Source organism: Corynebacterium pilbarense, from assembly GCF_026930265.1.
Lineage (GTDB): Bacteria > Actinomycetota > Actinomycetes > Mycobacteriales > Mycobacteriaceae > Corynebacterium > Corynebacterium pilbarense.
The window spans coordinates 109850-134467 of sequence record NZ_JANRML010000001.1 but is presented as its reverse complement, the minus strand read 5'-3'; the positions used below and the strand labels follow the sequence as shown (position 1 = coordinate 134467).

Annotated in this window: 24 protein-coding genes; 13 read left to right on the top strand and 11 right to left on the bottom strand. The window is 64.9% G+C overall.

The window, feature by feature from the left end; genetic code table 11:
- Positions 1-15: 15 nt before the first annotated feature.
- On the top strand, positions 16-3981 hold the full coding sequence (hrpA, locus tag NUW87_RS00650) for an ATP-dependent RNA helicase HrpA (RefSeq protein ID WP_269026837.1): 3966 nt from the start codon (positions 16-18) through the stop codon (positions 3979-3981).
- A 15-nt stretch (positions 3982-3996) separates the two neighbouring features.
- Here the strand turns inward: hrpA and nrdR are convergent, their stop codons facing one another.
- The gene (gene nrdR, locus NUW87_RS00645; RefSeq protein ID WP_194559404.1) at positions 3997-4455 is read right to left on the bottom strand and encodes a transcriptional regulator NrdR; all 459 of its coding nucleotides are present in this window, start codon (positions 4453-4455) and stop codon (positions 3997-3999) included.
- A gap of 56 nt (positions 4456-4511) precedes the next feature.
- Positions 4512-4634, bottom strand: coding sequence for a hypothetical protein (locus tag NUW87_RS00640; RefSeq protein ID WP_269026836.1), 123 nt, complete (start codon positions 4632-4634; stop codon positions 4512-4514).
- A gap of 468 nt (positions 4635-5102) precedes the next feature.
- On the opposite strand from NUW87_RS00640, the gene lexA reads away from it, so the two are divergent.
- The 3 genes from lexA (at position 5103) to NUW87_RS00625 (ending at position 6976) form a co-directional block, all read left to right on the top strand.
- On the top strand, positions 5103-5783 hold the full coding sequence (gene lexA, locus NUW87_RS00635) for a transcriptional repressor LexA (protein WP_239217081.1): 681 nt from the start codon (positions 5103-5105) through the stop codon (positions 5781-5783).
- A gap of 50 nt (positions 5784-5833) precedes the next feature.
- Complete coding sequence (locus NUW87_RS00630; RefSeq protein WP_239217082.1) at positions 5834-6622, top strand: DeoR/GlpR family DNA-binding transcription regulator; 789 nt, start codon at positions 5834-5836, stop codon at positions 6620-6622.
- Positions 6623-6706: 84 nt separating this feature from the next.
- On the top strand, positions 6707-6976 hold the full coding sequence (locus NUW87_RS00625; RefSeq protein ID WP_239217083.1) for an HPr family phosphocarrier protein: 270 nt from the start codon (positions 6707-6709) through the stop codon (positions 6974-6976).
- A gap of 75 nt (positions 6977-7051) precedes the next feature.
- Here the strand turns inward: NUW87_RS00625 and NUW87_RS00620 are convergent, their stop codons facing one another.
- Positions 7052-8362 (bottom strand): uracil-xanthine permease family protein, encoded by a 1311-nt coding sequence (locus tag NUW87_RS00620; protein WP_269026835.1) that lies wholly within the window; start codon positions 8360-8362, stop codon positions 7052-7054.
- A 100-nt stretch (positions 8363-8462) separates the two neighbouring features.
- On the opposite strand from NUW87_RS00620, the gene nagB reads away from it, so the two are divergent.
- The gene (gene nagB / locus NUW87_RS00615) at positions 8463-9188 is read left to right on the top strand and encodes a glucosamine-6-phosphate deaminase (RefSeq protein WP_269026834.1); all 726 of its coding nucleotides are present in this window, start codon (positions 8463-8465) and stop codon (positions 9186-9188) included.
- Here nagB and hflX read toward each other — a convergent pair.
- Entirely contained in the window at positions 9185-10720 is a 1536-nt protein-coding gene (gene hflX, locus NUW87_RS00610; RefSeq protein WP_239217086.1) for a GTPase HflX, read from the bottom strand. The genes nagB and hflX overlap by 4 nt on opposite strands.
- Before the next feature lie 70 nt (positions 10721-10790).
- Between hflX and NUW87_RS00605 the strand changes: the two genes are divergently transcribed.
- Positions 10791-11543 carry a hypothetical protein gene (locus tag NUW87_RS00605; RefSeq protein WP_269026833.1) on the top strand — a complete coding sequence of 251 codons (753 nt, stop codon included), beginning with the start codon at positions 10791-10793 and terminating at the stop codon, positions 11541-11543.
- Between the two features lie 19 nt (positions 11544-11562).
- Positions 11563-12078 carry a hypothetical protein gene (locus tag NUW87_RS00600; protein ID WP_239217088.1) on the top strand — a complete coding sequence of 172 codons (516 nt, stop codon included), beginning with the start codon at positions 11563-11565 and terminating at the stop codon, positions 12076-12078.
- 9 nt (positions 12079-12087) lie between these two features.
- Here the strand turns inward: NUW87_RS00600 and dapF are convergent, their stop codons facing one another.
- From dapF to NUW87_RS00585, 3 genes are read right to left on the bottom strand one after another with little or no spacing between them, the layout of a single operon-like run.
- Positions 12088-12897: a diaminopimelate epimerase gene (dapF, locus tag NUW87_RS00595; protein ID WP_269026832.1), complete on the bottom strand. Its 810-nt coding sequence runs from the start codon at positions 12895-12897 to the stop codon at positions 12088-12090.
- Positions 12894-13793: a tRNA (adenosine(37)-N6)-dimethylallyltransferase MiaA gene (miaA, locus tag NUW87_RS00590; RefSeq protein WP_269026830.1), complete on the bottom strand. Its 900-nt coding sequence runs from the start codon at positions 13791-13793 to the stop codon at positions 12894-12896. Before miaA ends, dapF begins: the two co-directional genes overlap by 4 nt.
- Positions 13790-14356 (bottom strand): hypothetical protein, encoded by a 567-nt coding sequence (locus NUW87_RS00585; RefSeq protein ID WP_269026829.1) that lies wholly within the window; start codon positions 14354-14356, stop codon positions 13790-13792. The genes miaA and NUW87_RS00585 overlap by 4 nt, the downstream gene beginning before the upstream one ends.
- Before the next feature lie 136 nt (positions 14357-14492).
- Between NUW87_RS00585 and NUW87_RS00580 the strand changes: the two genes are divergently transcribed.
- Positions 14493-15845, top strand: a complete 1353-nt coding sequence (locus tag NUW87_RS00580; RefSeq protein WP_269026827.1) for a DUF349 domain-containing protein — start codon at positions 14493-14495, stop codon at positions 15843-15845.
- Positions 15846-15858: 13 nt separating this feature from the next.
- Complete coding sequence (locus tag NUW87_RS11720) at positions 15859-16938, top strand: GNAT family N-acetyltransferase (protein WP_269026825.1); 1080 nt, start codon at positions 15859-15861, stop codon at positions 16936-16938.
- A 137-nt stretch (positions 16939-17075) separates the two neighbouring features.
- Here NUW87_RS11720 and NUW87_RS00570 read toward each other — a convergent pair whose 3' ends face one another.
- Together NUW87_RS00570 and miaB are read right to left on the bottom strand one after the other, a co-directional pair.
- Positions 17076-17690, bottom strand: a complete 615-nt coding sequence (locus NUW87_RS00570; RefSeq protein ID WP_269026824.1) for an Rv2732c family membrane protein — start codon at positions 17688-17690, stop codon at positions 17076-17078.
- 17 nt (positions 17691-17707) lie between these two features.
- On the bottom strand, positions 17708-19234 hold the full coding sequence (gene miaB, locus NUW87_RS00565; protein WP_269026822.1) for a tRNA (N6-isopentenyl adenosine(37)-C2)-methylthiotransferase MiaB: 1527 nt from the start codon (positions 19232-19234) through the stop codon (positions 17708-17710).
- Between the two features lie 163 nt (positions 19235-19397).
- Between miaB and gluA the strand changes: the two genes are divergently transcribed.
- From gluA to NUW87_RS00545, 4 genes are read left to right on the top strand one after another with little or no spacing between them, the layout of a single operon-like run.
- Entirely contained in the window at positions 19398-20126 is a 729-nt protein-coding gene (gene gluA, locus NUW87_RS00560; protein ID WP_239217259.1) for a glutamate ABC transporter ATP-binding protein GluA, read from the top strand.
- A gap of 29 nt (positions 20127-20155) precedes the next feature.
- Positions 20156-21028: a glutamate ABC transporter substrate-binding protein gene (locus tag NUW87_RS00555; RefSeq protein WP_239217095.1), complete on the top strand. Its 873-nt coding sequence runs from the start codon at positions 20156-20158 to the stop codon at positions 21026-21028.
- Positions 21029-21079: 51 nt separating this feature from the next.
- Complete coding sequence (gene gluC / locus NUW87_RS00550; RefSeq protein ID WP_239217096.1) at positions 21080-21766, top strand: glutamate ABC transporter permease GluC; 687 nt, start codon at positions 21080-21082, stop codon at positions 21764-21766.
- Positions 21766-22722, top strand: a complete 957-nt coding sequence (locus NUW87_RS00545) for an amino acid ABC transporter permease (protein WP_239217097.1) — start codon at positions 21766-21768, stop codon at positions 22720-22722. Before gluC ends, NUW87_RS00545 begins: the two co-directional genes overlap by 1 nt.
- Here NUW87_RS00545 and NUW87_RS00540 read toward each other — a convergent pair.
- Both NUW87_RS00540 and NUW87_RS00535 read right to left on the bottom strand, forming a co-directional pair.
- Positions 22719-23870, bottom strand: a complete 1152-nt coding sequence (locus NUW87_RS00540; protein ID WP_269026820.1) for an aminotransferase class I/II-fold pyridoxal phosphate-dependent enzyme — start codon at positions 23868-23870, stop codon at positions 22719-22721. The genes NUW87_RS00545 and NUW87_RS00540 overlap by 4 nt on opposite strands.
- Positions 23867-24583 (bottom strand): 6-carboxyhexanoate--CoA ligase, encoded by a 717-nt coding sequence (locus tag NUW87_RS00535; RefSeq protein ID WP_269026818.1) that lies wholly within the window; start codon positions 24581-24583, stop codon positions 23867-23869. The genes NUW87_RS00540 and NUW87_RS00535 overlap by 4 nt, the downstream gene beginning before the upstream one ends.
- Positions 24584-24618 lie beyond the last annotated feature (35 nt).

Genomic DNA, 24618 nt, shown 5'->3' with positions numbered 1-24618 from the left:
ACTCACGCTCTGGTTATGAATGAGCACGAATCCCCTACCTCGCCTCCCACGAAACCGCAGTTGTACGAGGCGCTCGACGGCGTCCCGATCGCAGACGTGCGCAGGTTCCGCAGGCGCCTAAAAAACGCCAAATCCCCTGAGGCTTTGTCGGCGATTGGCGCGGACGTGGTCAAGGCGGAAGCTGCCGTCGCTAAGCGTGATGCCCTGATCCCCGAGATTGCGTACCCGGAGAACCTGCCGGTGTCCGCGCGGCGCGAGGACATCATGGAGCTGGTGCGCGACAACCAGGTCGTGGTGATCGCTGGCGAGACCGGCTCCGGTAAGACCACCCAGATTCCGAAGATGCTGCTGGAGCTGGGACGCGGCCGCCGCGGCCTGATCGGCCACACGCAGCCGCGCAGGCTGGCTGCGCGCACTGTGGCGGAGCGCATCGCCGACGAGCTGGGCCAAAACATCGGAGAATCCGTCGGCTACGCCATCCGCTTCGACGACCGCGTCTCCGAATCCACAGCGGTCAAGCTCATGACGGACGGCATCTTACTTGCGGAGATGCAGCGCGACAGGTTCTTGAACGCCTACGACACAATCATCATCGACGAGGCGCACGAGCGTTCGCTGAATATCGACTTTCTGCTCGGATACCTCAAGCGGCTGCTGCCGAAGCGCCCGGACCTGAAGGTGATTGTCACCTCCGCAACCATCGACCCGGAAGCGTTTGCGGAGCACTTCGCAGACGCCGAGGGCAACCCCGCCCCCATCATCGAGGTCTCCGGCCGCACCTACCCCGTAGAGATCCGCTACCGCCCGCTGGTGGAGCAGGTGCAGGGCAAAGACGGCACCAACAAGGAAGTCGACACCGACATGATCGACGGTGTGGTCGACGCCTGCAAGGAGCTCATGCGCGAAGGCGAAGGCGACATCTTGTGCTTTTTCGCCTCCGAGCGCGACATCCGCGACTGCATGGAGGCCATTGAAAAACAGCACTGGCGCGGCGTGGAGGTCGTGCCCCTGTTCGGCCGCCTGTCCAACGCGGAGCAGCACCGGGTGTTTGCCCCGCACTCCGGCCGACGCATCGTGCTGTCCACCAACATCGCGGAAACCTCGCTGACCGTGCCGGGCATCCACTACGTGGTGGACACCGGCCTGGCGCGTATCTCGCGTTACTCCACGCGCACCAAGGTCCAGCGCCTGCCCATTGAGGAGATCTCCCAGGCCTCCGCAAACCAGCGTTCCGGCCGCTCCGGCCGTATCGCAGACGGCGTGGCCATTCGCCTGTACTCGGAGGACAACTTCGAAGCCCGCCCCGAGTTCACCGACCCGGAGATCCTGCGCACCAATCTGGCCTCCGTGGTACTGCAGATGATCTCCCTGCGCTTGGGCGACATCAACGATTTCCCCTTCATCCAGCCGCCGGACCAGAAGGCCGTTCGCGACGGGTTGCTGCTCCTGCACGAGCTTGGCGCAATCTCGGACAAGGAACGCGGCGGCGCACCGGTGCTCACCGACGTGGGCCGCGACATCGCGCGCATCCCGGTGGATCCGAAGATGGCGCGCATGCTGGTGGAAGCCAACCGCCTCGGCGTGCTAGACGACGTCACCGTTATCGTGGCCAGCATGACCATCCAGGACGTGCGCGAGCGTCCCCTTGAGTACCAGGCACAGGCAGACCAGGCCCACGCCCGGTTCAAAGACACAACATCGGACTTCCTGTCCTCGCTGAAGCTGTGGGACTACATCGGCGACTCGCGCGACGAGCTGTCCGGCAACGCCTTCCGCAAACGTATGAAGCGCGAGTTCTTGCACTACATGCGCATCCGCGAATGGTTCGACCTCGTGCGCCAGCTGCGCGACGTGGAACGCCAGCTGGGCTGGTCGCGCGCCGAGAACGTCGCGGGCGAGCGCGACGCCGACGCGATCCACAAGTCGCTGCTGACAGGCCTGCTGTCCAACATCGGTGCCCGCGACGGCAATTCGAAGGAATTCCAGGGCGCGCGCGGGACTAGGTTCTTGGTGTTCCCGGGGTCGTCGCTAAGCAAAAAGCCCCCGGAGTTCCTCATGGCGGCCGAACTCGTGGAGACCTCGCGCCTGTGGGCCCGCGACGTGGCCAAGATTGAGCCCGCCTGGGTGGAAGCTACTGCTGGCCGGCTGATGAAACATAGCTATTCCGAACCTGTGTGGTCGCGGAAGCGTTCGGCCGCAATGGTGCACCAGAAGTCAATGCTCTACGGCGTGACAATCGTGCGCGACCGTCTTGTGCCCTACCACCGCGTCGACGCCGAGGGTGCGCGCAACATGTTCATCCGCCACGCCCTGCTGGAGGGCGATTGGAACCGCCACCACCACTTCATCGACCACAACGAAGCTCTGCTCGCCGAGGCCGCTGAGGTGGAGGAAAAGGTGCGCCGCCGCGGCTTGGTAGTGGATGAGGACACCCTCTTCGAGTTCTACGACTCACGCCTGCCCAAGAGCGTGACCACCGCCCGCCACTTCGATTCCTGGTGGAAGAAGAAGCGGGCCGACGACAAGCACTACCTGGACTTCGACCCTGCCGCGCTTCTCGACGACGAGGGCGTGGATTCCTCCACCACCGCCTTCCCTGAGGTGTGGCGCCAGGGCTCGATCGATTACGCGCTGCGCTACAAGTTCGAGCCTGGCGATCCTTTCGACGGCGTGACCGTGGACGTGCCCGTGCCGCTTCTGGCCAACCTGCGGCCGGAGGGCTTTGACTGGCTGGTGCCGGGGTTGCGCTCGGAGCTGGCCGCGGAGTACATCCGCACACTGCCAAAGGCCTTGCGCAAGACGGTTGTGCCGGCCCCCGACTTCGCTGAGCGTGCGATGGAGGCGATCCGGGAGAAGCAGGATGATGACGGCGCCAGTGAGGCCGATCTTCGCGAAACCCCGTTCGCCGAGGCACTCGCGGACGCGCTGCACAGCATCGGCGGGCGCGGCATCAACGGCACCGACTTCAACCCGTCTGCGCTGCCCGAGCATCTGAAGGTGACCTTCGCCGCGATTGACCGCCGCGGCAAAGTCGTCGACCACGACACGGACCTCGGTGCACTGAAGCGCCGCCAGGCCGGAAAGATCAAATCCTCCGTGTCCAAGGCCGGGCGCACCTCCGAGTCGGATGCGGTGGCGAAGTGGACTACCGATTCCCTCGGCGCGGTGCCGGAGACGGTGACGACGACTATCGACGGCAACGAAGTCGACGCTTACCCGGCACTCGAGGCCACTAAAAACGGCGTGAAGGTCACGGTGCACCCGACGAAGGCCGCCGCGGACGCCTCAATGGTCACAGCGACGCTGACGTTGCTGTTGCGCGAGATCACGGTCAACGCCGGGCAGATGACCAAGGGGCTACCGTTGCGTCAGAAGGTAGCGGTGGACCGCTACCCGCACGGCGGCGCCGCCGGGCTCGTCGAGGACGCCCGTGTCGCCGTGATCCGCGACCTGATGTTCTCCTCCGGCGGGCCGGTGCGCTCGCCGGAGGAGTTCGATGCGCTCGTGGCCGAAATCCGCCCCCAGGTCGCTGGTGGGGTGCGCCGGGTGGTGGTCACCTTGGCGCCGGCTCTGGCTGAGTACGCGAATATCGCGGCTGAGCTTGAGCAGTGGGAGGGCCCGGCTATCGACGACATGACGTCGCAGCTGCGGTTTTTCCTGCCGAAACACGCGGTGACTGTCCACGGCATCGGGCACTTGCAGCACCTGCCCCGCTACATCGATGCGATGCGCATCCGCCTGGAAGACATGCGGCTGGATCCTGATCGCGACGCTGACCGGCAGTCAGTGATTGATTCAGTGAAGGCATATTTGGCGCAGCGCATGAAGGCCTTGCCCGCTGGTCGCACGAAGACCAAGGCGTACAAGGATGTTTTGTGGCTGATTGAAGAGCTGCGTGTGAGCTTGTTCGCGCAGCGTTTGGGCACGCCGAAGCCGGTAAGCCAGCGGCGCATTGAAAAGAAGATTGACGCTCTGCGTTAGCGCCAAGGCCGCAGGTTAAAAGTCCTCGCGGTCGCGGCGGCGCATGAGCCGGATTTCGGATTCGAAGTCGTCTGCGCTCTCGAACGACTTGTACACCGATGCGAAGCGCAGGTACGCCACTTCGTCGAGGGCGCGCAGCGGTTCAAGCACCGCCAGGCCGATCTCGTGAGCGGGCACCTGCGAGCTGCCCTGAGCGCGCACAGTCTCTTCCACTTCCTGGGCAAGGCGTTTCAAGGCGTCATCGGTAACGTCGCGGCCTTGGCATGCTCGACGCACGCCGACGATGAGTTTGTCGCGGTCAAACGGTTCGCTCACGCCGTTGCGTTTCACAACGGTGAGGACTGCCTTTTCCACCGTGGTGAAACGACCCCCGCACTCGGTGCACTCCCTGCGTCGACGAATCGCAGCGCCAGCTTCTACCAGCCGCGAGTCAGTCACACGGGATTGCTCGTTGTGGCAAAAAGGACAAAACACGGTTTTCCACCCCCAGAGTCTTCAAGGCTTGGTGTAGCCGTGAGTCTACGCCCTGCCTATCGCGCCGTTGCCACGGTGGCGGCGTGGGCGACCTGGCTGCCGGTCATCGATGAGGGATCCTTGTCTTGCGCTGAGAAAACGCCGCCGAACGCGGAACCAATAAGCAGCGCCGCAGTCATGCATACGCCAAGTAGGAGCGTATCGCGTGTCTCGTGCCGTGTTTCGAACGTGTCCGCTTCAGTAGAACCGCCCGAAACCCGGTTTGAGACAGAACGATCACTCGTTCGATGAGACGCAGAAATGGTTCGAACACCGGCCCCGCCGCTTCGACGCTTCGGTACAGAATCAAGGTCCCAAATCTCCGCCGGGGGAACCACGGATACGGCGCCCAGACGAGATGCGGATGCATTGTGTACTGGATTGATTGCAATGGACATTGTGAGTCTCCCTTCGTTTCGCGGCACACATTACGTTCGGCGCCGACACGCTCGAACGTTCTAACGTTCATTTGTTCGAATACGCTTACGTGTTCGATTTATATCACCCCAGCCGACAGGTGTCCACCCAAACGCCGCAACCATCGAACATGAGTGCCCTATCTGGTAGGTTCGTAGGCGCACTACGCCACCGAGCCCAAGGAGAACGTCATGGCACGAAAGAAGGCCGAGCCCGGCAACCCGGATTACAACGCACTGTCTGACCGTCAGCGCCGTATCCTCCAGGTCATTCAGGACGCTGTTGTCCTGCGCGGTTACCCGCCGAGTATCCGTGAGATCGGCGATGCCGCTGGTTTGCAGTCAACCTCTTCTGTCGCATACCAGCTCAAGGAGCTTGAGAAGAAGGGCTTCCTTCGTCGCGACCCGAACAAGCCGCGCGCCGTGGATCTGCGCCAGCTGCCCGAGACCGGACGCAAGCAGCGCAAGCCGCAGGAAGCGAAGCCGGAGGATTCGGGCAATGCCCGCTACGTGCCGGTGGTCGGCCAGATCGCTGCAGGTGCTCCGATCCTCGCCGAAGAGAACGTGGACACCTACTACCCGCTGCCCGAGGAGCTGCTCGGCGACGGCGATGTTTTCATGCTCAAGGTTGTCGGTGAATCCATGCGCGAGGCCGGCATCCTCGACGGAGACTGGGTTGTTGTCCGCTCCCAGCCGAACGCGGAGGAGGGCGAATTCGTTGCGGCGCTTCTGGACGGTGAAGCGACGGTTAAGGAGCTCCACCGCGACTCCACCGGCGTGTGGCTGTTGCCCCACAACGACGCATTCGAGCCGATCAAGGGCGAAGAGGCTGAGATCATGGGGCGTGTCATCTCGGTGTTCCGTACTCTGTAACCGGTGCGTGCACGCCGAGAGAACACAACGACCAGAATCGCAGGAGATCGATGTACGCCGAAGAGCGGAGACGCCAGATCGCGTCTTTGACCGCAGTTGAAGGCCGCGTCAATGTCACCGAGTTGGCGCAGCGCTTCGACGTCACCGCGGAAACAATCCGCCGGGATCTTTCGGCGTTGCACGATGAGGGCGCAGTGCAGCGCGTCCACGGCGGCGCGGTGGCCAGCCAGTCGTACCGCTCTACGGAGATCCCGCTGGATACCCGCCAGCGCGCCTCGCTCGCGGCCAAGACCGCGATTGCGGAAACCGCGTTGCAGTTCGTGCCGGATACCCAAAGCTGCACCATCTTCTTGGACTCGGGCACAACTATCAGCAGCTTGGGCAAGCGACTTGCAGAGACTCGCGGGGATAGGGAGTATTCGGTGGTGACCAACTCCATCCCCACCGCCTTGGAGCTGAGCGATTCCGGTTTGCACGATGTGCAGCTACTCGGTGGCAGTGTCCGTCCGATCAGCCAGGCGGTCGTCGGCAGTACTGCACTTCGCACACTGGCCCTGTTGCGGGCTGACGTCGCGTTTGTGGGCACCAACGCGCTGTCCATCGGCCACGGCCTCTCCACCGTGGACGCCCAGGAAGCTGCGGTGAAAGCTGCGATGGTGACGAATGCCCGCAGGGTTGTTGTGTTGTGCGATTCCACGAAGCTGGGCAACGACTATGTGGTCAGCTTCGCGCCACTGACGGATATTGATGTGGTGGTCACCGACGCTGAGGCCCCCTCCGCCTTCGTGGACGAGCTGCGCTCGCACGGCATTGAGGTCGTGCTGGCGCAGACCCAATAGTGCGAGCAACATGGTGGCACCAACATCTGTTTGCGACCTACACTCGTTGCAGACCTGGATGAAAACAACGGAAAGGACACCCGAATGGCTTCCAAGACTGTGAAGGTCGGTTCCACCGTCGGGCTGCACGCACGCCCGGCCACGGTGATCGCCGATGCTGCCGGCGAGTACGACGACGAGATTTTGCTGACCCTTGTTGGCGGCGACGATGACGACGAGACGGACGCTGCCTCCTCGCTGATGATTATGGCCATGGGCGCCGAGCACGACGACGAGGTCACCGTGACCTCCGACAACGCCGATGCCGTGGAGAAGATCGCGGCGCTGATCGAGCAGAACCTCGACGAAGAATAGGCGCTGTTCGCTTCTCGACGAGATCACGCCCGGGCCACGCGCCCGGGCGTTTTTACGTGCAACCAGTACCGGACGCTACAACGTCGACGGCTGGGACACCTCGAAATCCTTTCGGTACTGCCCCTCCCCCAACGTGTCGTACGCCCAGCGCATGAGCGGGTAAACCAGGATGATGCCGACCGAGCCCAGAGCGATGCCTTCCAACGTCACAGCACCGACGTCCAGGGTGAGATTGCCGATGCCCACAATCAGCGCGACCGCGGCCGCGGTGAGGTTGGCCGGATCGGTGAAATCCACCTTGTTGTCCTGCCAAATACGCACACCCAGCATGCCGATGAGCCCGTAGAGCACCAGACACGCCCCGCCGAGCACGCCGGCGGGGATGGTGAAGATCACGGCTCCGAACTTCGGGATGAACGCGAGCACGATCGCAAACACGGCAGCGACCCAGTACGCGGCGGTGGAATACACCTTCGTCGCCGCCATGACCCCGATGTTCTCGGCGTAGGTAGTTGTGCCGGATCCGCCGAATCCGCCGGCGAGTGTGGTGGCGATACCATCGCCGATCAGCGCGCGACCCTGCATGTCGTCAAGGTTGCGCCCGGTCATCTCCGAGACTGCCTTGACGTGGCCGACGTTCTCCGCGATCAGCACCACCAGCACCGGCAGGGTCACCAGCACCGCGGAGACATGGAACTCGGGCTGGTGAAACTGCGGCAGGCCGATCCACGGCGCGTCGGCAATGGTCTGCAGCGCGTCCTCGCCCAGCCCTCCGCTCAACGCAGCAAACAGCCAACCGACGAGCACGCCGATGAGGATGGACAGGCGCGAGAGCAGCCCGCGGGTGGCCACTGTCACCACCACAACCGTCAGCAGTGTCACCCCTGCCACCCAGGGCTGGGTTTCCACGTTCGACACTGCAGTCGGCGCGAGGTTGAAGCCGATCAGGGCGACGATGGCGCCGGTGACCGCGGGCGGCATCACCGCATCGATGACCCGCTTGCCCGCCCATTCCACGACGATGCCGACGAGAATGAGCGCCGCACCAGTCAGCAGCACCCCACCCAGCTGCGCACCGACACCATACTGCTGCGAGGCCGTCAACGGCGCGATAAATGCAAAGGAAGAGCCCAGGTAGCTCGGCACTTTGTTGCGGGTAATCAGCAAGAAGATGATGGTTCCCAGGCCGGAAAACAGCAGCGTTGTGTTCACCGGGAATCCTGTCAGGGTGGGCACTAGCAGCGTGGCGCCGAACATGGCCACGACATGCTGCATGCCAATGCCGATGGTGCGCGGCCAGCTCAGCCGCTCGTCCGGGGCGACAACTGCCCCGGGGCGCACAGTGCGCCCGTCTCCGTGAAGGGTCCAGCCAAAAGTGTTAGTCACGAAACGCCATTATCACCCCGCCAGTCCAAATTTCCTGTTCCGGGGGTAGTTGCCGGACAAAGTACACAGCTCTCAGAGTGCGCTTGCTATTTTGGCCATCATGGAAGTTATTGTGCGCCCCACCACCGAAGAAGTAGGTGTCTCCGCAGCCGACATCATCGAACCGTTCGTTCGCGATGGCGCGACGCTCGGCCTGGCCACGGGCTCGACCCCGAACCCCACGTACATGGAGCTGGCCCGCCGCCACCGCGAGGAGAACTTGAGCTTCGCGCAGTGCGACGCGTTCCTCCTGGACGAGTACGTCGGGCTGGAACGCTCCGACGAGCAGTCCTACTACGCCACCATCCGCCGAGAGTTCACCAACCACATCGACATCGACGACGCGAAGGTGCAGTCTCTCGACGGCCTGACGGCAGACCCCGCGGCAGAAGCCCGCAGCTACGAGGAACGCATCGCCACCGCCGGCGGCGTAGACGTGCAGATCCTCGGCGTCGGTGCCAACGGCCATATCGCGTTCAACGAGCCGCCCAGCGCACTGGATTCGCGCACGCGCGAGATCGACCTTCACCCCACCACCGTGGCGGATAACGCCCGCTTCTTCGACGACGAGGACCAGGTGCCGCGTAAGGCCCTGACCCAGGGCGTGGGCACCATCATGGAGGCGCACACCATCGTGCTCATCGCCACCGGCCCGAATAAGGCCGACGCAGTCAAGGCCCTCATTGAGGGTCCGGTGACACCGGGGTGCCCCGCATCGGTGCTGCAAAACCACCCGCGAACCACGGTGATCCTCGACGAGGACGCGGCGGCGAAGCTCGAGCGCTAGCTCACCACGAACTCCGCGTATTGCTCTGCGAGTACGCGGGGCAGGCGGACGTCGATACGCGTGCCTGCCTCCTCATATTCCTCCGAGCGCACCGTGCCCTCGTCGTGGACGCGGCTGACCACGTCGCCGCGTGTGTACGGCACCACCATGGTCACGTGCGCTTCGATGGAGTTGAGGTGCTGCTCAATGCGCGCCTCCAGCTCCTCGATGCCCTCGCCGGTCAGCGCGGAGACGAACACGGCCGTGCGCCCGGTCTTCTCAAACGCGTGGCGCAGCTCGGCTAGCACCAGCGGGTCGGCCTCGTCGATCTTGTTCACCACCACGATCTCGGGGGGTATCTCCTCGCCGGAATCGCGGGTGACCTCCGCGAGCACCTCGTTGACGGCCTCGATCTGCTTCAGCGGGAACGCGTCGGAGCCGTCCACGACGTGCAGCACCAGATCGGCCCCCGCGACCTCCTCAAGCGTCGACTTGAAGGCCTCGACCAGCTGGGTAGGCAGGTGACGCACGAACCCGACGGTGTCGGTGAGCACCACGTTGCGCCCGTCCGCGAGCTTCGCCTTGCGGGTGGACGGGTCCAGGGTGGCAAACAGCGCGTCCTCCACCAGCACGCCGGCGCCCGTCATGGCGTTGATCAGCGAGGACTTGCCCGCGTTGGTGTAGCCGGCGATGGCAATCTTCGGGATGGTGGAGCGCTGGCGCTTCGCGCGCTTAACCTCTCGCGCTGTGGTCATGTCTCGCAGCTGGTGGCGCAGCTTAGCCATCTCGGTGCGCAGGCGGCGACGGTCCGCCTCAATGCGCGTCTCACCGGGACCTCGCAGACCCACGCCGCCGTTGGAGCCTGCGCGGCCGCCGGCCTGGCGCGACAGGTTGCCGCCCCAGCCGCGGGTGCGGCTGTAGAGGTACTCCATCTGCGCCAGGCTGACTTGGGCTTTACCCTCTTTGCTTTTCGCGTGCTGGGCGAAGATGTCCAGGATAAGCATGGTGCGGTCGATCACCTTGATCTTTAGCGCTTCCTCAAGCGCGATCATCTGCGACGGTGAGAGCTCGCCGTCGAAAATCACCGTGTCGGCGCCGGTAGCCTGCACGATTTCTCGCAGCTCCGCCACCTTGCCCGAGCCGATGTAGGTGCCCGGGTCCGGCTTGTCGCGCTTCTGGTACAGCATGTCCAGCACCTCGGCACCGGCGGTTTTCGCCAGCGCCGCCAGCTCCCACATGCTCGCCTCGATCTCGGCCACGGTGCCTTCGGTCCAGGCGCCGACAAGGAGAACCTGCTCGATGCGGAGCTTTCGGTACTCCACCTCGTAGATGTCAACGTGGTCTTCGGAGCGCAGCTCCGTCGCTCCGGCGACTGAGCGGAAGGAGTTGCGGTCCGCCAAATCGAGGGCGCCGACGCTTGGTTCTGCGCCGGGCTGGGGCTCGTTGTGGCGAAACGCCTGTCGCAGCAGCTCCTCGTGGGTGCGCTGCTCTGGCGTCAGTTCGTCTTCAAGCAAAAAGCGATCTTTCCTGTGTGTTGAATCGTTCACTGTCATATCTACCCGATAGAACGCAGTATGGCCCAGGATTCTTCCCGGTCGGGGCGATTGACTAGAATCTACGGCCATGAGCACAGCAGTGAGCACCGATCTTTCCGCACTCGGCTTGAGCTTTAACAAGTGGCAGGACGCGGTTGAAGCCGCGATTGCCACCGACCGCCTCGCAGTCGTCGGCGAGGTCCGCGGTGGCCAGCTGATCCAGTACACCGACCCGTCCGGCGCGCAGCTGAACATCCTGGCTGTGGAGCCGTTTGCGACCTTCGCGGGCTTCGAGTCGGTCACCCGCACCTACGCGCACATCACGCCGCTTAACGACGTTGTCGCGCTGGCCGATGTTGTCGACCCCCGCGGCAACGCCATGGCGTCTTTGACCGTGAACCTCGCGCAGGAGCCTTTGCTTGTGGACGATCCCGCGCTCGAATGGCAGGAGCTCTCGGTCACAGCACTCGGCCTGGCGGTTGAGCGCTACGAGTCCACCGACGCCTACCTGGCGCTGCACCCGGGTGCTGTCGTGGGCACCGTGACCTCCCCCGGCGCCGAGGCTGTGGCAACCGGCAGCGCCACCACCCCGGATGCGAGCGGGGAGTTTTCGGCCCGCGTGCTGGAGGCGGAGTACCGCACCTCCGCGCTGACCGGCCAGCGCTTCATCCACGTCTCCGTGGATGCCGCCTTCCCGTTCGACGTGTGCCTGCCGGACGGTGAGCTGCCCGCCCGCGATTCCGTGATCGCCGGCACCGCCGTGATGGCCGGTTCCATCCCGACGCCTTCCGGCGGCGGCTGCGGGGGCTGCGGCGGATCCTGCGGGTGCGGCGGCCACTAGCCGTTACAAAGGCTTCCCGATGAGCTCACCGAACAGGGATCTCTCCCGAGCGTTAATCGGCGCACTCGTGCTCGCTGCCGTTGTGCTGCTGGTGTTCACGCTCAAACTGCCGGGTCTTTTGCTGTCGGCACTGCTGATCATCGGCGCGATCTTACTCGTGCGGCGCGTACAGATTGACCCGGAAGTCATGGCTATCCGGTCGTCGCTGCAATACGCGCGCGACGACATCGCTGAGGTGCTCGACGCCTACGAGCAGCTGCAGCACGGCGCGACCGCATCCGACATCGCGGACCGCACCTTGCACTACCCCGCCCTGGCGAACCCAGATAATTCGGTGCCACAGGTCAACGAGTTTCTACTCCGCGCGTCTTCCGCCCGGCGCTTCTTAGAGCGCATCGACGGCTACCTGGAGTCCGCATCCACCGACAAGGCACAGCTGGAGCGCATCCTCACCGTCGCCGACGAGCGCGCCTTCGAGCTGCAGGAGGCCTGGGACGACGCACGCCGGGCCGCGAAAGAGATCGGCCCGGCGTAGATCTCCAGATTACAGCTCGTCCGCCAGCTCCCCGCGGAACACGATCGCCGACGGGCCGGTCATCGTGGCCTCGCCGCCGTCAAGCACGACCTCGACGGCCCCGCCCGGAACGTTCACGATTACGGAGCCGTTTTCGATGCCCGCGTCCGCAAGTGCTGCCTGCGCGGCAGCGACGGTACCGGTGCCGCAGGAGCGGGTCTCGCCCACGCCGCGCTCCCACACGCGCATGTGCACGTTGCCCTGGTCGAGCTCCGTGAGCACCTCCACGTTCACACCTTTGGGGAAGAACTCCGGGTCGAACTCCGGTGCCACGAACTCCATGTCCGCGAGATTCGAAGAGGTCATCCCCGGGATCACGCACGCCAAGTGCGGGTTGCCCACGTCCACGCCGATGCCGGCGAACTGGGCCTCCCCCATGGCCGCGGTGGAGACACCCGTGACCTCAACGCGGCCCATGCCCACAGACACAATCGCGTCGGCGCAGTCGGCGGAGATCACCCGGATGTGCTTGACACCGGCGCGGGTGTCCACGTCGAACTCGGTCGCGTCTTCAAGCCCTTCGGCCACCAGCACGTGCGCGAACGCCCGGATGCCGTTGCCGCACATTTCCGCGACGGTGCCGTCGGCGTTGCGGTAATCCATAAACCACATGCCTTCGGCTCCCCCGCGGCGCACCACGCGCAGTAACCCGTCGCCGCCGACACCGGCGCGGCGGTCACAAAGGAATTCGACCTGCTCCGGGGTCACGTCGAGCTGGTCGTCTACGTCGATGAGGACAACGAAGTCGTTTTCGGTGGCGTGCGCTTTAAGAAATCTCACGCCAGCGAGTCTAACGCGGCGCCTACAACGTCATCGCCGGCAGCGTCCAGCCACACCGTGCGCGGGTCGCGGTTGAACCAGGAGCGCTGGCGGCGCACGTACCGACGCGTGCCGGTGATCGTCTGCTCCACCGCCTCGGCCTCGGAGAGCTCGCCGTCCAACATCGCCAGCACTTGGGCGTAGCCGATGGCGCGCCCGGCGGTGGAGTCGCGCACGAGGCCGGCGTCCACCAGGCCGCGTGTCTCGTCGATAAGCCCCTGCTCAAACATGAGCTTCGTTCGCAGCTCGATGCGCGGGTTGAGCCACTCGGCGTTGGTGCGCAGCCCCAGGATGCGCGTGCCCCAGCGCGGTGCTGCGTTCTTCGGCGGCTGGGAGGCCTGAAACGGTTTGCCGGTCAGCTCGATCACCTCAAGCGCGCGCACTGTGCGCCGCGGGTCTTTGTCCTCGATGATGCGCGCGGCCGCCGGGTCCACCTCGGCCAGCTCCGCGTGCAGCGCGTCCACGCCGATCTCGGCCAAGCGCTCCTCGTACTTCGCGCGCACGGTGGGGTCGGTGGGCGGGAACGACCAGGCGTCGATAAGCGATTGCACGTACAGCATCGAACCGCCTACCAGCACCGGCATCTTGCCGCGCGACATGATTTCTTCCACCGTCGCGACCGCAAGCTCCTGGTACTCGGCCACCGAGGCGGTGCGGGTGACCTCCCAGATGTCCAGCAAGTGGTGTGGGATGCCCTCGCGCTCCGCCTCGGGCAGCTTCGCGGTGCCAATGTCCATGCCCTTATACAGCTGCATGGAATCCACGTTGACCACTTCGCCGCCGAGCTCGTGCGCCAGCGCGATGCCGAGCGCGGACTTGCCGCTGGCGGTGGGCCCTACTACTGCAATCGGTTTCATACACTCCACTCCGCTACGTAGCGTCCCACGCCCAAGGTGTCGTCGTGGTCGATCAACCGGGCCTCTCGCGGCCGAAGGGCTGCAAGTTCATGCCACAACGCAGGTTCGGGCAATTGCTTATCGACGACCTCCGGTTGCCCACCGTCCAGCCACCCGCACAGCCGCTGGTGGTACTCCGGCGCGCCGTCCACGAGCGCGAGCGGGGCGCGCGGGGTCAACCCCGCCGGGCCGTCGAGCACCACCACGGTCACCGCGTCCGGGTCGGGGGTGCCGATTACGCCGCGAACTTCGCGCACCTCCGGGTCCCCCAGGGCGAAGCGGGCGACCAGCTCGCCCAAGTGGTTTCCCGCGCGCACGGTGATCTCCGGCCCGCCCCAGGCGGTGAAAGACCCGGTGTGGGCGGTGCGCCAGCGCTCGTCGAGCGAGCAGACGATGTCGATCGCCCTGCCGTCAACGGTGCCTGCGAGTGCGCGGACGGCCTTGACAAGGCGTTGCGAAGCTTCGTCGCTAGGCGAAAGTGCGAGTGCCGGCGATCCCGGCACGATCCAAAGGTTGGGTCTCACGCGCACAACCCTACCCAGCGCCCCGTTTGCTCCCCGCAGGGCGTGAAGTGCCGGTAATATCGCACGCATTGCGCAAGGCAGCCGCGACGCGCGGCACAGTGCGGCCACATCACAGGCCGCGGAAAGGATGTCCACCATGACCGATTCGAACTCCACTCCGACCCCGGGCACCAAGGCGCCCTCGCCGGCCGCGATGGCGAAGAAGCCAGGGCCGCGCCCGGGAGCAGCGGCAAAGACCGTCACCCCGGCTCCCCTGCCGGCGCGCGAGCCGTCGGACCCGTCCAAGTTCGGTCGCGTGGACGAAGACGGCAACGTCTTTCTCACACGCGGCGGTCAAGAGCGCCAGATCGGCTCCTGGCAGGCGGGCACGCCAGAGGAGGGCCTGGCGCACTACGGCCAGCGCTACGACGATTTGGTCACCGAGGTGGAGCTCATTGAGACCCGTCTGCGCGCCCACCCAGAGGACGCGGATTCGCTGCGCAAGTCCGCAGAAGCGCTCAAGGCTTCACTCGCGGACGCTGCCGTAATCGGCGACATCGACGCTGTGGAGGCACGCCTGGACAAGGCAATCGACGCCTCCGATACCGCGCGCGAGAAGGCGAAAGAGCAGAAGGCGCAGCGGCGCGAGCAGGCAATCGCCCGCAAGGAAGCGCTCGCCGCTGAAGCCGAAGACCTGGCGGAAAACTCCACCGAGTGGAAGGCCGCGGGCGACCGCATACGCGCCATCTTGGAGGAGTGGCGCGGCATCCGCGGCATCGACCGCGCAACCGACGACGAGCTGTGGAAGCGCTACTCCCGCGCCCGCGACAGCTTCAACCGTCGCCGCGGCTCCCACTTCGCCGAGCTGGACCGCAACCGCGCCCAGGCCAGAAAGGTCAAGGAAGAACTGGTCGAGCGCGCCGAGGCGCTGAAGGACTCCACTGACTGGGGCCACACCGCCCGCGCATACCGCGACCTGATGACGGAGTGGAAGGCCGCCGGCCGCGCCCCGCGCGAGGTGGACGACAAGCTGTGGGAGCGCTTCCGCGCAGCCCAGGACCACTTCTTCGAGGCCCGCAACGCCATCAACGCCGAGCGCGACCGCGAGTTCGAGGCCAACGCCGAGGCGAAGGACGCGCTGATTGCGGAGTACGACTCGCTCATCGACCCCGCTAAGGGCCTCGGCGCGGCGAAGGCGAAGCTGCGCGAGCTGCAGGACAAGTGGGACGAGATCGGCTTTGTCCCGCGCGGTCGCGTGCGCGAGTTCGAGGACAAGATCGGCAGCATCGAGAAGCGCGTCTCTGAGGCGGAGGATTCCCGCTGGCGCAAGACCGACCCGGCGCAGCAGGACAAGGTCAACCAGTTCCAGGTCAAGGCCGACGACTTTACCAAGCAAGCCGAGGCCGCCGAGGCCAAGGGCGACGCCACCAAGGCCGCTTCCCTCCGCGAGCAGGCGAAGCAGTGGCAGGAGTTCGCCGACGTCGCCGCCAAGGCCGTCAACGAGGGCTAGTAAGTTAACGCGAGTGCTCCACCCCCACCTTTTCGTCCCCCGACCAGACCACGGCGACAATGCCGAGGCCGTGGTCGGGGGCTACGCCTTTTCCGCCACCCTGGCCATCCAGGACATCACCGGCCTTGCCACCTCCGGCGTGTCCGCCGCCCACATCGCCAAACGCCTCGAGCCCTCTGCCGAGTCTGAGGCACTGCTGTTCGGCCTGACATCCTCGCAGCACCTGCGGCCGGTCACCAACCTGGGCTACCCGGAACTGTTCGCCGAGGACCTTAACTTCCTCGACGCCTGGTTGTTCGTCTCCCTACCCCTGCTGGAGGACCGCGGGGTGATCGAAGCGAACTTCACGTTCGACTCCGAGCTCGCGCCCCTTCCGGGTGAGCCAGTCCCCGACGCACCGTGGGAAAGCGCACTTCTGCTTCTCGACGACCTGTCGGCCCGCCTTTCCCGCCCCACCCGCCAACTGTGGGTGTCTCACGCCCTCGACGCGGAGGAGCCGCCGCACGTGCGGGGCTACGGCTACACGCCGGCGTTCCGCGAAGATCAGGGCACGTTCTCCATCTCCGCGATACAGGGACTGCCTCACGCCGTAGACGCCGAGTTCGCGGTCATCGAGGGACCCGGATTCTTCTCGCGCCGCAAGGCGGGCGCGGACGAGGTGCAACAGTTCTCCCGCCTGCTCACCGCGGCGTCGCGCGACTACCCGCGCGGCGAGCTGGTCATGGACACCATCGAATGGGACCTCGAGCGCATCCGCGACGCCGGCGCCAGGTTGCAGGACCGCGGCGGCGCGCAGCTTACCGGCCTTGCGTACGTCGACGGCGTGATCGTCGGATTGTGCGAGGTGGTGCGCTTCCTCGCAGACGACGCAAAGGTCTGCGAGCTGGGCCTGGTCTACGTGCTGCCCGAGCACCGCGGCCGCGGCATCGGTTCGGCGATGCTGCGCGCGACCCTTAAGCGCGCCAAGGAAGTCTGGGAAGACCTCGAGACGGTCTACTGCTCCTACCCCGCCGACTCCCCCGCGGCGAACGCCATCATGCTCGGGCTTAACGCTGAGGTGGTTTCCTCCACCACCGCGTGGCAGAAACGGTAGGCAACGCGCACACCTCGTAAATACCGATATCGGCGTTTACCAGGTGAGCTGCCACAAAAGCCCAGGTCGCGGATCGGCGGTCGAGCCAAATGCCGATATCGGCGTTTACAGGGTGACCCGCCCAGGCTTTATATCCGTTAGTCCGACGACTTGCGGTGTCGCTCTGCTGCGCGGGCACGGCGGTCGTCGATAAGCAAAGGGTTTTCCTGCTCCCTCGCCGCCGCTCGCTGCGCGAGCGCAACCTCGTCTTTGCCTTGCGCCTCGGCGCGCTTTTGGGCGACGGCTGCCTGCTCCTCGTTGCGCGAAAGGATCAGCGGGAACAGTGTGAACACCACGATCACCACCGCAAGGACCACCAGGTAGTAGCCGGGCCCGCGGCTGATGCCGGAGGCGTTGGAGTTGCGCAGCCAGATGCCCAGCACCGAGTAGACAAGGGAGACGGTGGTGACCATCCACGCAGGTACTGCGAGCGCGAAGCGCTGCGTGGCCACAGCAAGGGTGGTCAGGATGCCCACGCCGATAAGCGAGATCCACGCGAAGACGTACTCCGTGATCGCGGTCTGGGCATCCTTTGCCGCGTCAGTTGCGGCGAGCACCTGCCATAGCGACACCCCTCCCACGAACGGCAGGAACAGCGCCACCAGGTAGATGGCTACCGCGGCGGCGAGCACCCAGCGCTTCGCCCCCATGTCCACGGAGGATGCGGCTTTCTTCTCCGCGCGGGCGAGGGATTCGGTGTTGGGCTGCGTCATGTCGCCCAACTGTAGCCCTAGCTCCCGCAGCAGGCGGAATCTGCCGGTGCGGCGGCGGGCTGGCCGATCGTCGGCAAGCCGAGGCCCACACCGATGGGCGCGGTGGTGGGCACCTCTCCCCTCGCGGAGTTGTCGCCAGCCTTGGTGCGGCGGTGCTCGTGGATGCCGGAGTCCGCGATCAGGTAGTGCGGCTTCGCCTCGGTGATGGTGACGGTGACAATATCGCCCGGGCGGACCTCGCCGTCGATGTTTCCCTCAAGCGCGAAGTGCACCAGACGCCCGTCGCGGGCGCGGCCGGACATGCGCTGCGTTTGGTCGTTCTTGCGGCCGTCCTCCTGCACTAACAGCTCCTGTCGCGTACCGACGAGCTTGGCGTTCTCCTCCGCACTGATGCGCTCCTGCAGCGCGTGGAGGCGCTCGAAACGCTCCTGAACCACGGCCTTGGGGATCTGTTTTTCCATCTCCGCTGCCGGGGTGCCGGGGCGCGGCGAGTACTGGAAGGTGAACGCGGAGGTGAAGCGGGCCTTTTCCACAACGTCGAGGGTGGCCTGGAAATCCTCTTCGGTCTCGCCCGGGAATCCAACAATGATGTCGGTAGTGATCGCCGCGTGCGGCAGCTTCTCGCGCACCTCGTCCAAAATGGCCAGGAACTTCTTGGAGCGGTAGGACCTGCGCATGTCTTTGAGCACCTTGTCGGAGCCAGACTGCAGCGGCATGTGCAGCTGCGGGCACACGTTCGGAGTCTCCGCCATCGCGTCGATGACGTCGGAGGTGAACTCCGCCGGGTGCGGGGAGGTGAAGCGCACGCGCTCCAAGCCTTCGATGTCGCCGCAGGCGCGCAGCAGTTTGGAGAAGGCGGAGCGGTCGCGCTCCATGTCCTCGTCGACGAAGTTCACGCCGTAGGAGTTGACGTTCTGGCCCAGCAAGGTCACTTCGGACACACCCTGGTCCACCAACGCCTTGACCTCGGCCAGGATCTCGCCCGGGCGGCGGTCCACCTCCTTGCCGCGCAGGCTGGGCACGATGCAGAAGGTGCACGTGTTGTTGCAGCCCACAGAGATGGACACCCAACCGGCGTAGGCGGACTCACGCTTGGCGGGCAGCACGGACGGGAAGACCTCAAGGGCCTCCACGATCTCCACCTGGGCTTCATCCTCCACACGCGCCCGGTCGAGCAATGCCGGCAGCGCGGAGATGTTGTGGGTGCCAAAAACAGCGTCGACCCACGGCGCCTTTTCAATGACGGTGTCGCGGTCCTTTTGCGCCAGGCACCCGCCGACCGCGATCTGCATACCGGGGTGGTCGGCCTTGACGTTTTTCAGCTGTCCGAGCGAGCCGTAGAGGCGCTTGTCAGCGTTCTCGCGCACCGCGCAGGTGTTGAAGACCACCAAGTCGGGCTGCTCGCCTGCATCGGCCGCGACGTAGCCCGCGTCTTCGAGCATGCCGGAAAGACGCTCGGAGTCGTGCACGTTCATCTGGCAGCCGAACGTGCGCACCTCGTAGGTGCGGGGATTGCTGTTTTGGGTGGTGCTCGCCGTAGTCACGGCGAGACAGTCTAACCAGGTGGGCTGTCTGCGCCTAACCGTTGCGGCCCCTCGGCTGTAACGCGATTTTCTAGGTGATTCACAAAATAGTTTTCCATTTGTGTCATTCGCCTCACAGTTGTGCCCTATGGTGCGATACATGACACAGGAAATTGCCGAACCCATGATTCGCATGGTGGGTGTGGAGAAGTACTTTGACGACTTCCACGCGCTGAAAAACATCAACCTTGAGATCCCCCGCGGGCAAGTGGTTGTGGTGCTGGGGCCGTCGGGGTCCGGAAAGTCCACCCTGTGTCGGACGATTAACCGCCTCGAAACCATCGAGGAAGGCACGATCGACATCGACGGCCAGGAATTGCCCGCAGAGGGCAAAGAACTGGCGCGGCTGCGTTCAGACGTCGGCATGGTGTTCCAGCAGTTCAACCTGTTTCCCCACCTGACCATCCTGGACAACGTCACCCTGGGGCCGATGAAGGTACGCAAGGCCAAGAAAGCGGAGGCCACCTCCCGCGCCCGAGAGCTGCTGGACCGCGTGGGCATCGGCAACCAAGCCGAGAAGTACCCCGCCCAACTCTCCGGCGGCCAGCAACAACGCGTGGCCATCGCTCGCGCTCTAGCCATGGAGCCCAAGGTCATGCTTTTCGACGAGCCCACGTCCGCCCTCGACCCCGAAATGGTCGGCGAGGTGCTGGACGTGATGAGCGAGCTCGCGGAAAGCGGCATGACCATGGTCGTTGTCACCCACGAGATGGGGTTCGCCCGCAAGGTCGCAGACCGCATCTTGTTCATGGCCGACGGCGAAATCGTCGAGGACACCGACCCCGAGTCGTTCTTTACCAATCCGCAGTCCGACCGTGCCCGGGAATTCCTGGGCAAGATTCTGCCCCACTAAATCACGCTGTTTTAAAAAGGAGACCCACAATGAAGCGTTCTATCCGCATCGCAACGTCCGCAGCCGCCGCACTGCTCGCTGCCACTACCCTTGTCGCCTGCGGCGGCGAGGAAACCTCCGCAGATGGCGGCCTGCTCGGCCAGATTGAGGCCGGCAATGTCACCCTCGGCACCAAGTACGACCAGCCGGGCCTCGGCCTGCGCGAGGCAGACGGCTCCATGACCGGCCTCGACGTGGATGTGATCACCTACGTGGTCAACCACATCGCCGACGAGAATGGCTGGGAGCACCCGGAGATCACCTGGCGCGAGACCCCGTCCGCACAGCGTGAGACCGTCCTGCAAAACGGCGAGGTCGCGGCGATTGCGGCCACCTACTCCATTAACAAGTCCCGCTCCGAAGCCGTGGATTTCGGCGGCCCGTATCTGCTCACCCACCAGGCGCTGCTCGTGCGTTCCGACGACGCGGAGATCACCGGTCTGGAGTCTCTCGACGGGCGCATCCTGTGCTCCGTGACCGGCTCCACTCCGGCACAGAAGGTCAAGGACACCCTCCCGGGCGTGCAGCTGCAGGAGTACGACACCTACTCCTCCTGCGTTGAGGCGCTACGCAACGGCAACGTCGACGCGTTGACCACCGACGCGACCATCCTCGGCGGCTACTCCGCCCAGTCTCCGGGCGACTTCAAGGTCGTCGAGCTGAAGAAGGACGGCGAGGAGTTCACAAACGAGCACTACGGCGTCGGCCTGAAGAAGGAGGACCCGGGCGCACTCGAGGCCGTGAACAAGGCACTCGACGAGCTGTACTCCGACGGCTCCTTTGACAAGTTCGTCGACGAGAACCTCGACGGCGGCCAAGGCGTGGAGAAGGACACCGTCGGCGACCTGTCCTTCGTCGAGTAACGCCCGCTCCACCTCTTCGTATTCAGATTTCACCGTTGGGAGTTTCCCGCTATGGATGCAATGTGGGCCGATCTCGCGCCCAAGCTGTGGCCAGCGTTCTGGACCACCATCAAGCTGACCTTCTACTCAGCGATCGGATCGATGATCCTGGGCACGATCCTTACCGCCATGCGGGTCTCCCCCGTCGGTATCTTGCGGAGCATTTCGTCGTTCTACATCAACACCGTCCGAAATACCCCGCTGACGCTTGTGGTGCTGTTCTGCTCGTTCGGGTTGTACCAAAACCTGGGTCTGGAGCTTGCCAGCCGCGAGTCCCAAACCTTCCTCGCAGATCAGAACTTCCGGCTGGCCATCTTGGGGTTTATCCTCTACACCTCGTGCTTCGTGGCCGAATCGCTGCGGAGCGGCATCAACACCGTGCACTTCGGCCAGGCGGAGGCGGCACGCTCGCTGGGCTTGAGCTTCGGGCAGATCTTCTCCCTGATCATCTTCCCCCAGGCTCTCCGCGCGGCGATCGTGCCGCTAGGCAACACGCTGATCGCGCTGACCAAGAACACGACCATCGCGTCCGTCATCGGCGTGGCCGAGGCGTCGCTTTTGATGAAGTCCACCATCGAGTTCCACGCCAACCAGTTGTTCGCCGTGTTCGGCATCTTCGCGCTCGGATTTATCATGCTGACCCTGCCCATGGGCCTGCTCGTCGGCTGGCTCTCTAACCGTTTGGCGGTGAAACGATAATGTCTTCCTCCGTTCGAGCCACGGTGCTTTACGACGCCCCAGGGCCCAACGCCGTCCGCCGCAACTACATCTACACCGCACTCACCGTCATAGCGGTCCTACTTGCCGGCTGGTGGGTGCTGGACAACCTCGCCGCCAACGGTCAGCTGGAGGCGCGCCGGTGGAACCCGTTTTTGGAGAGCAACACCTGGAGCACCTACATCCTGCCCGGCTTGTGGGGCACGATTAAAGCAGCGGTGGTCTCCATCGTGTTCGCCATCGTTTTCGGCGTAGTCTTCGGCCTGGGCAGGCTCGCACCTAGCAAGCTCGTGCGAGGAATCTGCGCGGTCGTCGTCGAATGTTTCCGCGCGATCCCGGTGCTGCTGCTGATGATCTTCCTGTACCAGGTGCTGGCTGTCTACCGGCTGGTCCCGCCGAAGGATCTCGCGTTCTGGGCGGTGGTGATCGCGCTGACGCTGTATAACGGCTCAGTCATCGCGGAAATCCTGCGCGCCGGTATCAAGGCGCTGCCCCGCGGGCAGACTGAGGCCGCCCAGGCGCTGGGGCTGAGCCACTGGCAGACCATGGGCCGGATTCTACTTCCGCAGTCGGTCGCGGCGATGCTGCCGGCACTGATCTCCCAGATGGTCATCGCGCTGAAAGACTCGGCGCTCGGCTACCAGATCGGCTACGTGGAAGTGGTCCGCTCCGGAACCCAGGTCGCTTCAGCAAACCAGAATTATCTGCCGTCTCTGATCGTGGTGGCCATCATCATGATCCTGATCAACTACGGTCTGACCATGCTGGCAACGCGTGTGGAGCGCCAGTTGCGCGCTGGCCGTGCCCGCCGCAACCCGTTTGCGAAGGTCCCCACCGCCGGCAAGGACGTCGGTCTGGACACTAAGGACACGGTGAACGTGGATTGGCAGGCGCCGGATTACACCCAGATTGATAACCCGGTGGAAAAGCGCTTCTAGCGAAGCTGTGCAAGCGTCTGCGCCAGCCCGTCGATCTGTGCATCGGTGTGGGTGGCCATTACCGTCACCCGCAACATCGCTGCACCCCGCGGGACGGTTGGCCAGCAGATCGCAGGCACGAAGTACCCGGCTTCGCGAAGTGCGGCGGACGCGTTGACTGCCTTGGCCTCGTTGCCAATGGGCACCGGGACAATCGGGCTGGCCCAGTCGCCCATCCCGAGGTGGCCGGCCAGACGGCGGATGTTCCGGTGCAGCGCTGGCACCGGACTTTGCTTGCCCTCCAGCACGCCGATAGCCGCGGAGACCGCCGCGCACGTGGCCGGCGTGGACGAAGTGGAGTAGACGAAGGTGCGGGCTTTCTGCCGCAGCAACGCCGCGACCGGGGCGGAGGTAGCCACTGCCCCGCCTTCGACCCCGAGCGCCTTGGATGAGGTGGCGACGAGGATGTCCGGATGGTCGTCGATAAGCGAAAAGTGCTCCGTGATGCCGCGGCCTCGAGCTCCTAGTGTGCCGGTGCCGTGCGCGTCGTCAACCATGAGCGCGGCGCCGCGGACGCGGCAGATGGTGAGCAGTTCCGGCACTGGCGCGAGGGTGCCGTCCATGGAAAACAGCCCGTCGGTGACCACGATTGCTTCTCCGGAGTGTTGGCGAAGCAGCTCGTCGACGTGCGCGGGGTCGCGGTGGCGGTATATGCGCACCGTGGCACCTTGCGCCTTGGCCAGGCGGCAGCCGTCGATGATGCTGGCGTGGTTGCGCTCGTCCGACAAGATCAACGTGTCCGGTCCGGCGAGCGCCTGCAGCACACCGGCATTGGCCATGAACCCGGCGGAGAAAAACACGGCGTCGTCGTAGCCGAGGAAGCGTGCGAAGTCACGCTCAAGCTGGGTGTGCAGGTCCGTAGTGCCTGTGGTCAGGCGCGATCCGCCGGAGCCCGCGCCGAACTGGTTGAGTGCGTCGGAGGCCGCTTCAGTCACGGCCGGGTGTTCGGCAAGCCCCAGGTAGTTCGAAGAGCTGAACAGGACGTACTCGCGCCCATCGATGGTGGCTACCGGGGTCTGGCCGGTGCCAAAGAGTGCGGGGGTGCGCTCAAGGCCTTGGCTGCGCCAGTCCTCGCTGTGTTGCCTAGCGGCATTGTCGAGCCAGCTCATTCGGCCTCCCCAACCAACACGGGGGTGTGCTCGAGGTAAGAGATCAGGTCTGCGGGCTCGTCAGTGTCCACGACGAATAGGCGGCCGCCGACCGGCGAACCGGCGGGCTTTATGTTGGGCACCCGCAGGTAGCCCAACTTTTTGGAGGCGACGTAGCCGGTGGTGTAGTCAGGATCGTCAGAAATGCACACCTCGGCCAGCACCACCGGGTGGTGCGCCACTTTAGAGGCCAACACAAGTGCATCGGTGACGCGGGTCTTGCCGGAGTGCACCTCAGGGCGCTCCCCTGTAGCGATGGCGGCGTCCATGGAGGTGACCCGCACTCCGCGGGCATGATCCGGTTCGAGACGCGCACCGGTTGCCGCGTGGAACAAGATGGCGCCGCGCATGTCGCGAACGGTGGTGAGCAGGTTCCACGCTTCTGCGGCGTGCGGGGTCAGCGGGGCCAGGGCTTCAACGACAGCCGCGCGGGCCTCGGCAGTGTCAGCGCAGCGCGCATCCGTGATTGGCAACGCCGGGATGCGCTCGACCTCGCGGTCGATCGCGGTGACAGTCACGGTGATTGCATCCGGCTGCCCTTTGCCGTGGGCCAGCGCGCGTTTGCTCATGGCGGCGCACACGCCCGGGACCTCATGCTTCTCCACGATGCGCTCGGCGCCGGAGATGTGGGTGCCGTCCACGCTGGATCGCATCTTCACGCTGAACAATGCCATGCGCACTAGTCTAGGAGACCGCCTTGAACACTGTT

Bases quoted from the DNA above. Each gene is read 5' to 3' on its own strand.
- miaA (WP_269026830.1), bottom strand. From the start codon at position 13,793: ATGAAACCGATTGCAGTAGTAGGGCCCACCGCCAGCGGCAAGTCCGCG.
- NUW87_RS00540 (WP_269026820.1), bottom strand. From the start codon at position 23,870: ATGAGCTGGCTCGACAATGCCGCTAGGCAACACAGCGAGGACTGGCGC.
- NUW87_RS00535 (WP_269026818.1), bottom strand. From the start codon at position 24,583: ATGGCATTGTTCAGCGTGAAGATGCGATCCAGCGTGGACGGCACCCAC.
- gluA (WP_239217259.1), top strand. From the start codon at position 19,398: ATGATTCGCATGGTGGGTGTGGAGAAGTACTTTGACGACTTCCACGCG.
- NUW87_RS00600 (WP_239217088.1), top strand. From the start codon at position 11,563: ATGAGCTCACCGAACAGGGATCTCTCCCGAGCGTTAATCGGCGCACTC.
- lexA (WP_239217081.1), top strand. From the start codon at position 5,103: ATGGCACGAAAGAAGGCCGAGCCCGGCAACCCGGATTACAACGCACTG.
- gluC (WP_239217096.1), top strand. From the start codon at position 21,080: ATGGATGCAATGTGGGCCGATCTCGCGCCCAAGCTGTGGCCAGCGTTC.
- NUW87_RS00630 (WP_239217082.1), top strand. From the start codon at position 5,834: ATGTACGCCGAAGAGCGGAGACGCCAGATCGCGTCTTTGACCGCAGTT.
- NUW87_RS00570 (WP_269026824.1), bottom strand. From the start codon at position 17,690: ATGACGCAGCCCAACACCGAATCCCTCGCCCGCGCGGAGAAGAAAGCC.
- NUW87_RS00605 (WP_269026833.1), top strand. From the start codon at position 10,791: ATGAGCACAGCAGTGAGCACCGATCTTTCCGCACTCGGCTTGAGCTTT.
- NUW87_RS00580 (WP_269026827.1), top strand. From the start codon at position 14,493: ATGACCGATTCGAACTCCACTCCGACCCCGGGCACCAAGGCGCCCTCG.
- hrpA (WP_269026837.1), top strand. From the start codon at position 16: ATGAATGAGCACGAATCCCCTACCTCGCCTCCCACGAAACCGCAGTTG.
- NUW87_RS00545 (WP_239217097.1), top strand. From the start codon at position 21,766: ATGTCTTCCTCCGTTCGAGCCACGGTGCTTTACGACGCCCCAGGGCCC.
- hflX (WP_239217086.1), bottom strand. From the start codon at position 10,720: ATGACAGTGAACGATTCAACACACAGGAAAGATCGCTTTTTGCTTGAA.
- NUW87_RS00555 (WP_239217095.1), top strand. From the start codon at position 20,156: ATGAAGCGTTCTATCCGCATCGCAACGTCCGCAGCCGCCGCACTGCTC.
- NUW87_RS00625 (WP_239217083.1), top strand. From the start codon at position 6,707: ATGGCTTCCAAGACTGTGAAGGTCGGTTCCACCGTCGGGCTGCACGCA.
- NUW87_RS00640 (WP_269026836.1), bottom strand. From the start codon at position 4,634: ATGACTGCGGCGCTGCTTATTGGTTCCGCGTTCGGCGGCGTTTTCTCA.
- nagB (WP_269026834.1), top strand. From the start codon at position 8,463: ATGGAAGTTATTGTGCGCCCCACCACCGAAGAAGTAGGTGTCTCCGCA.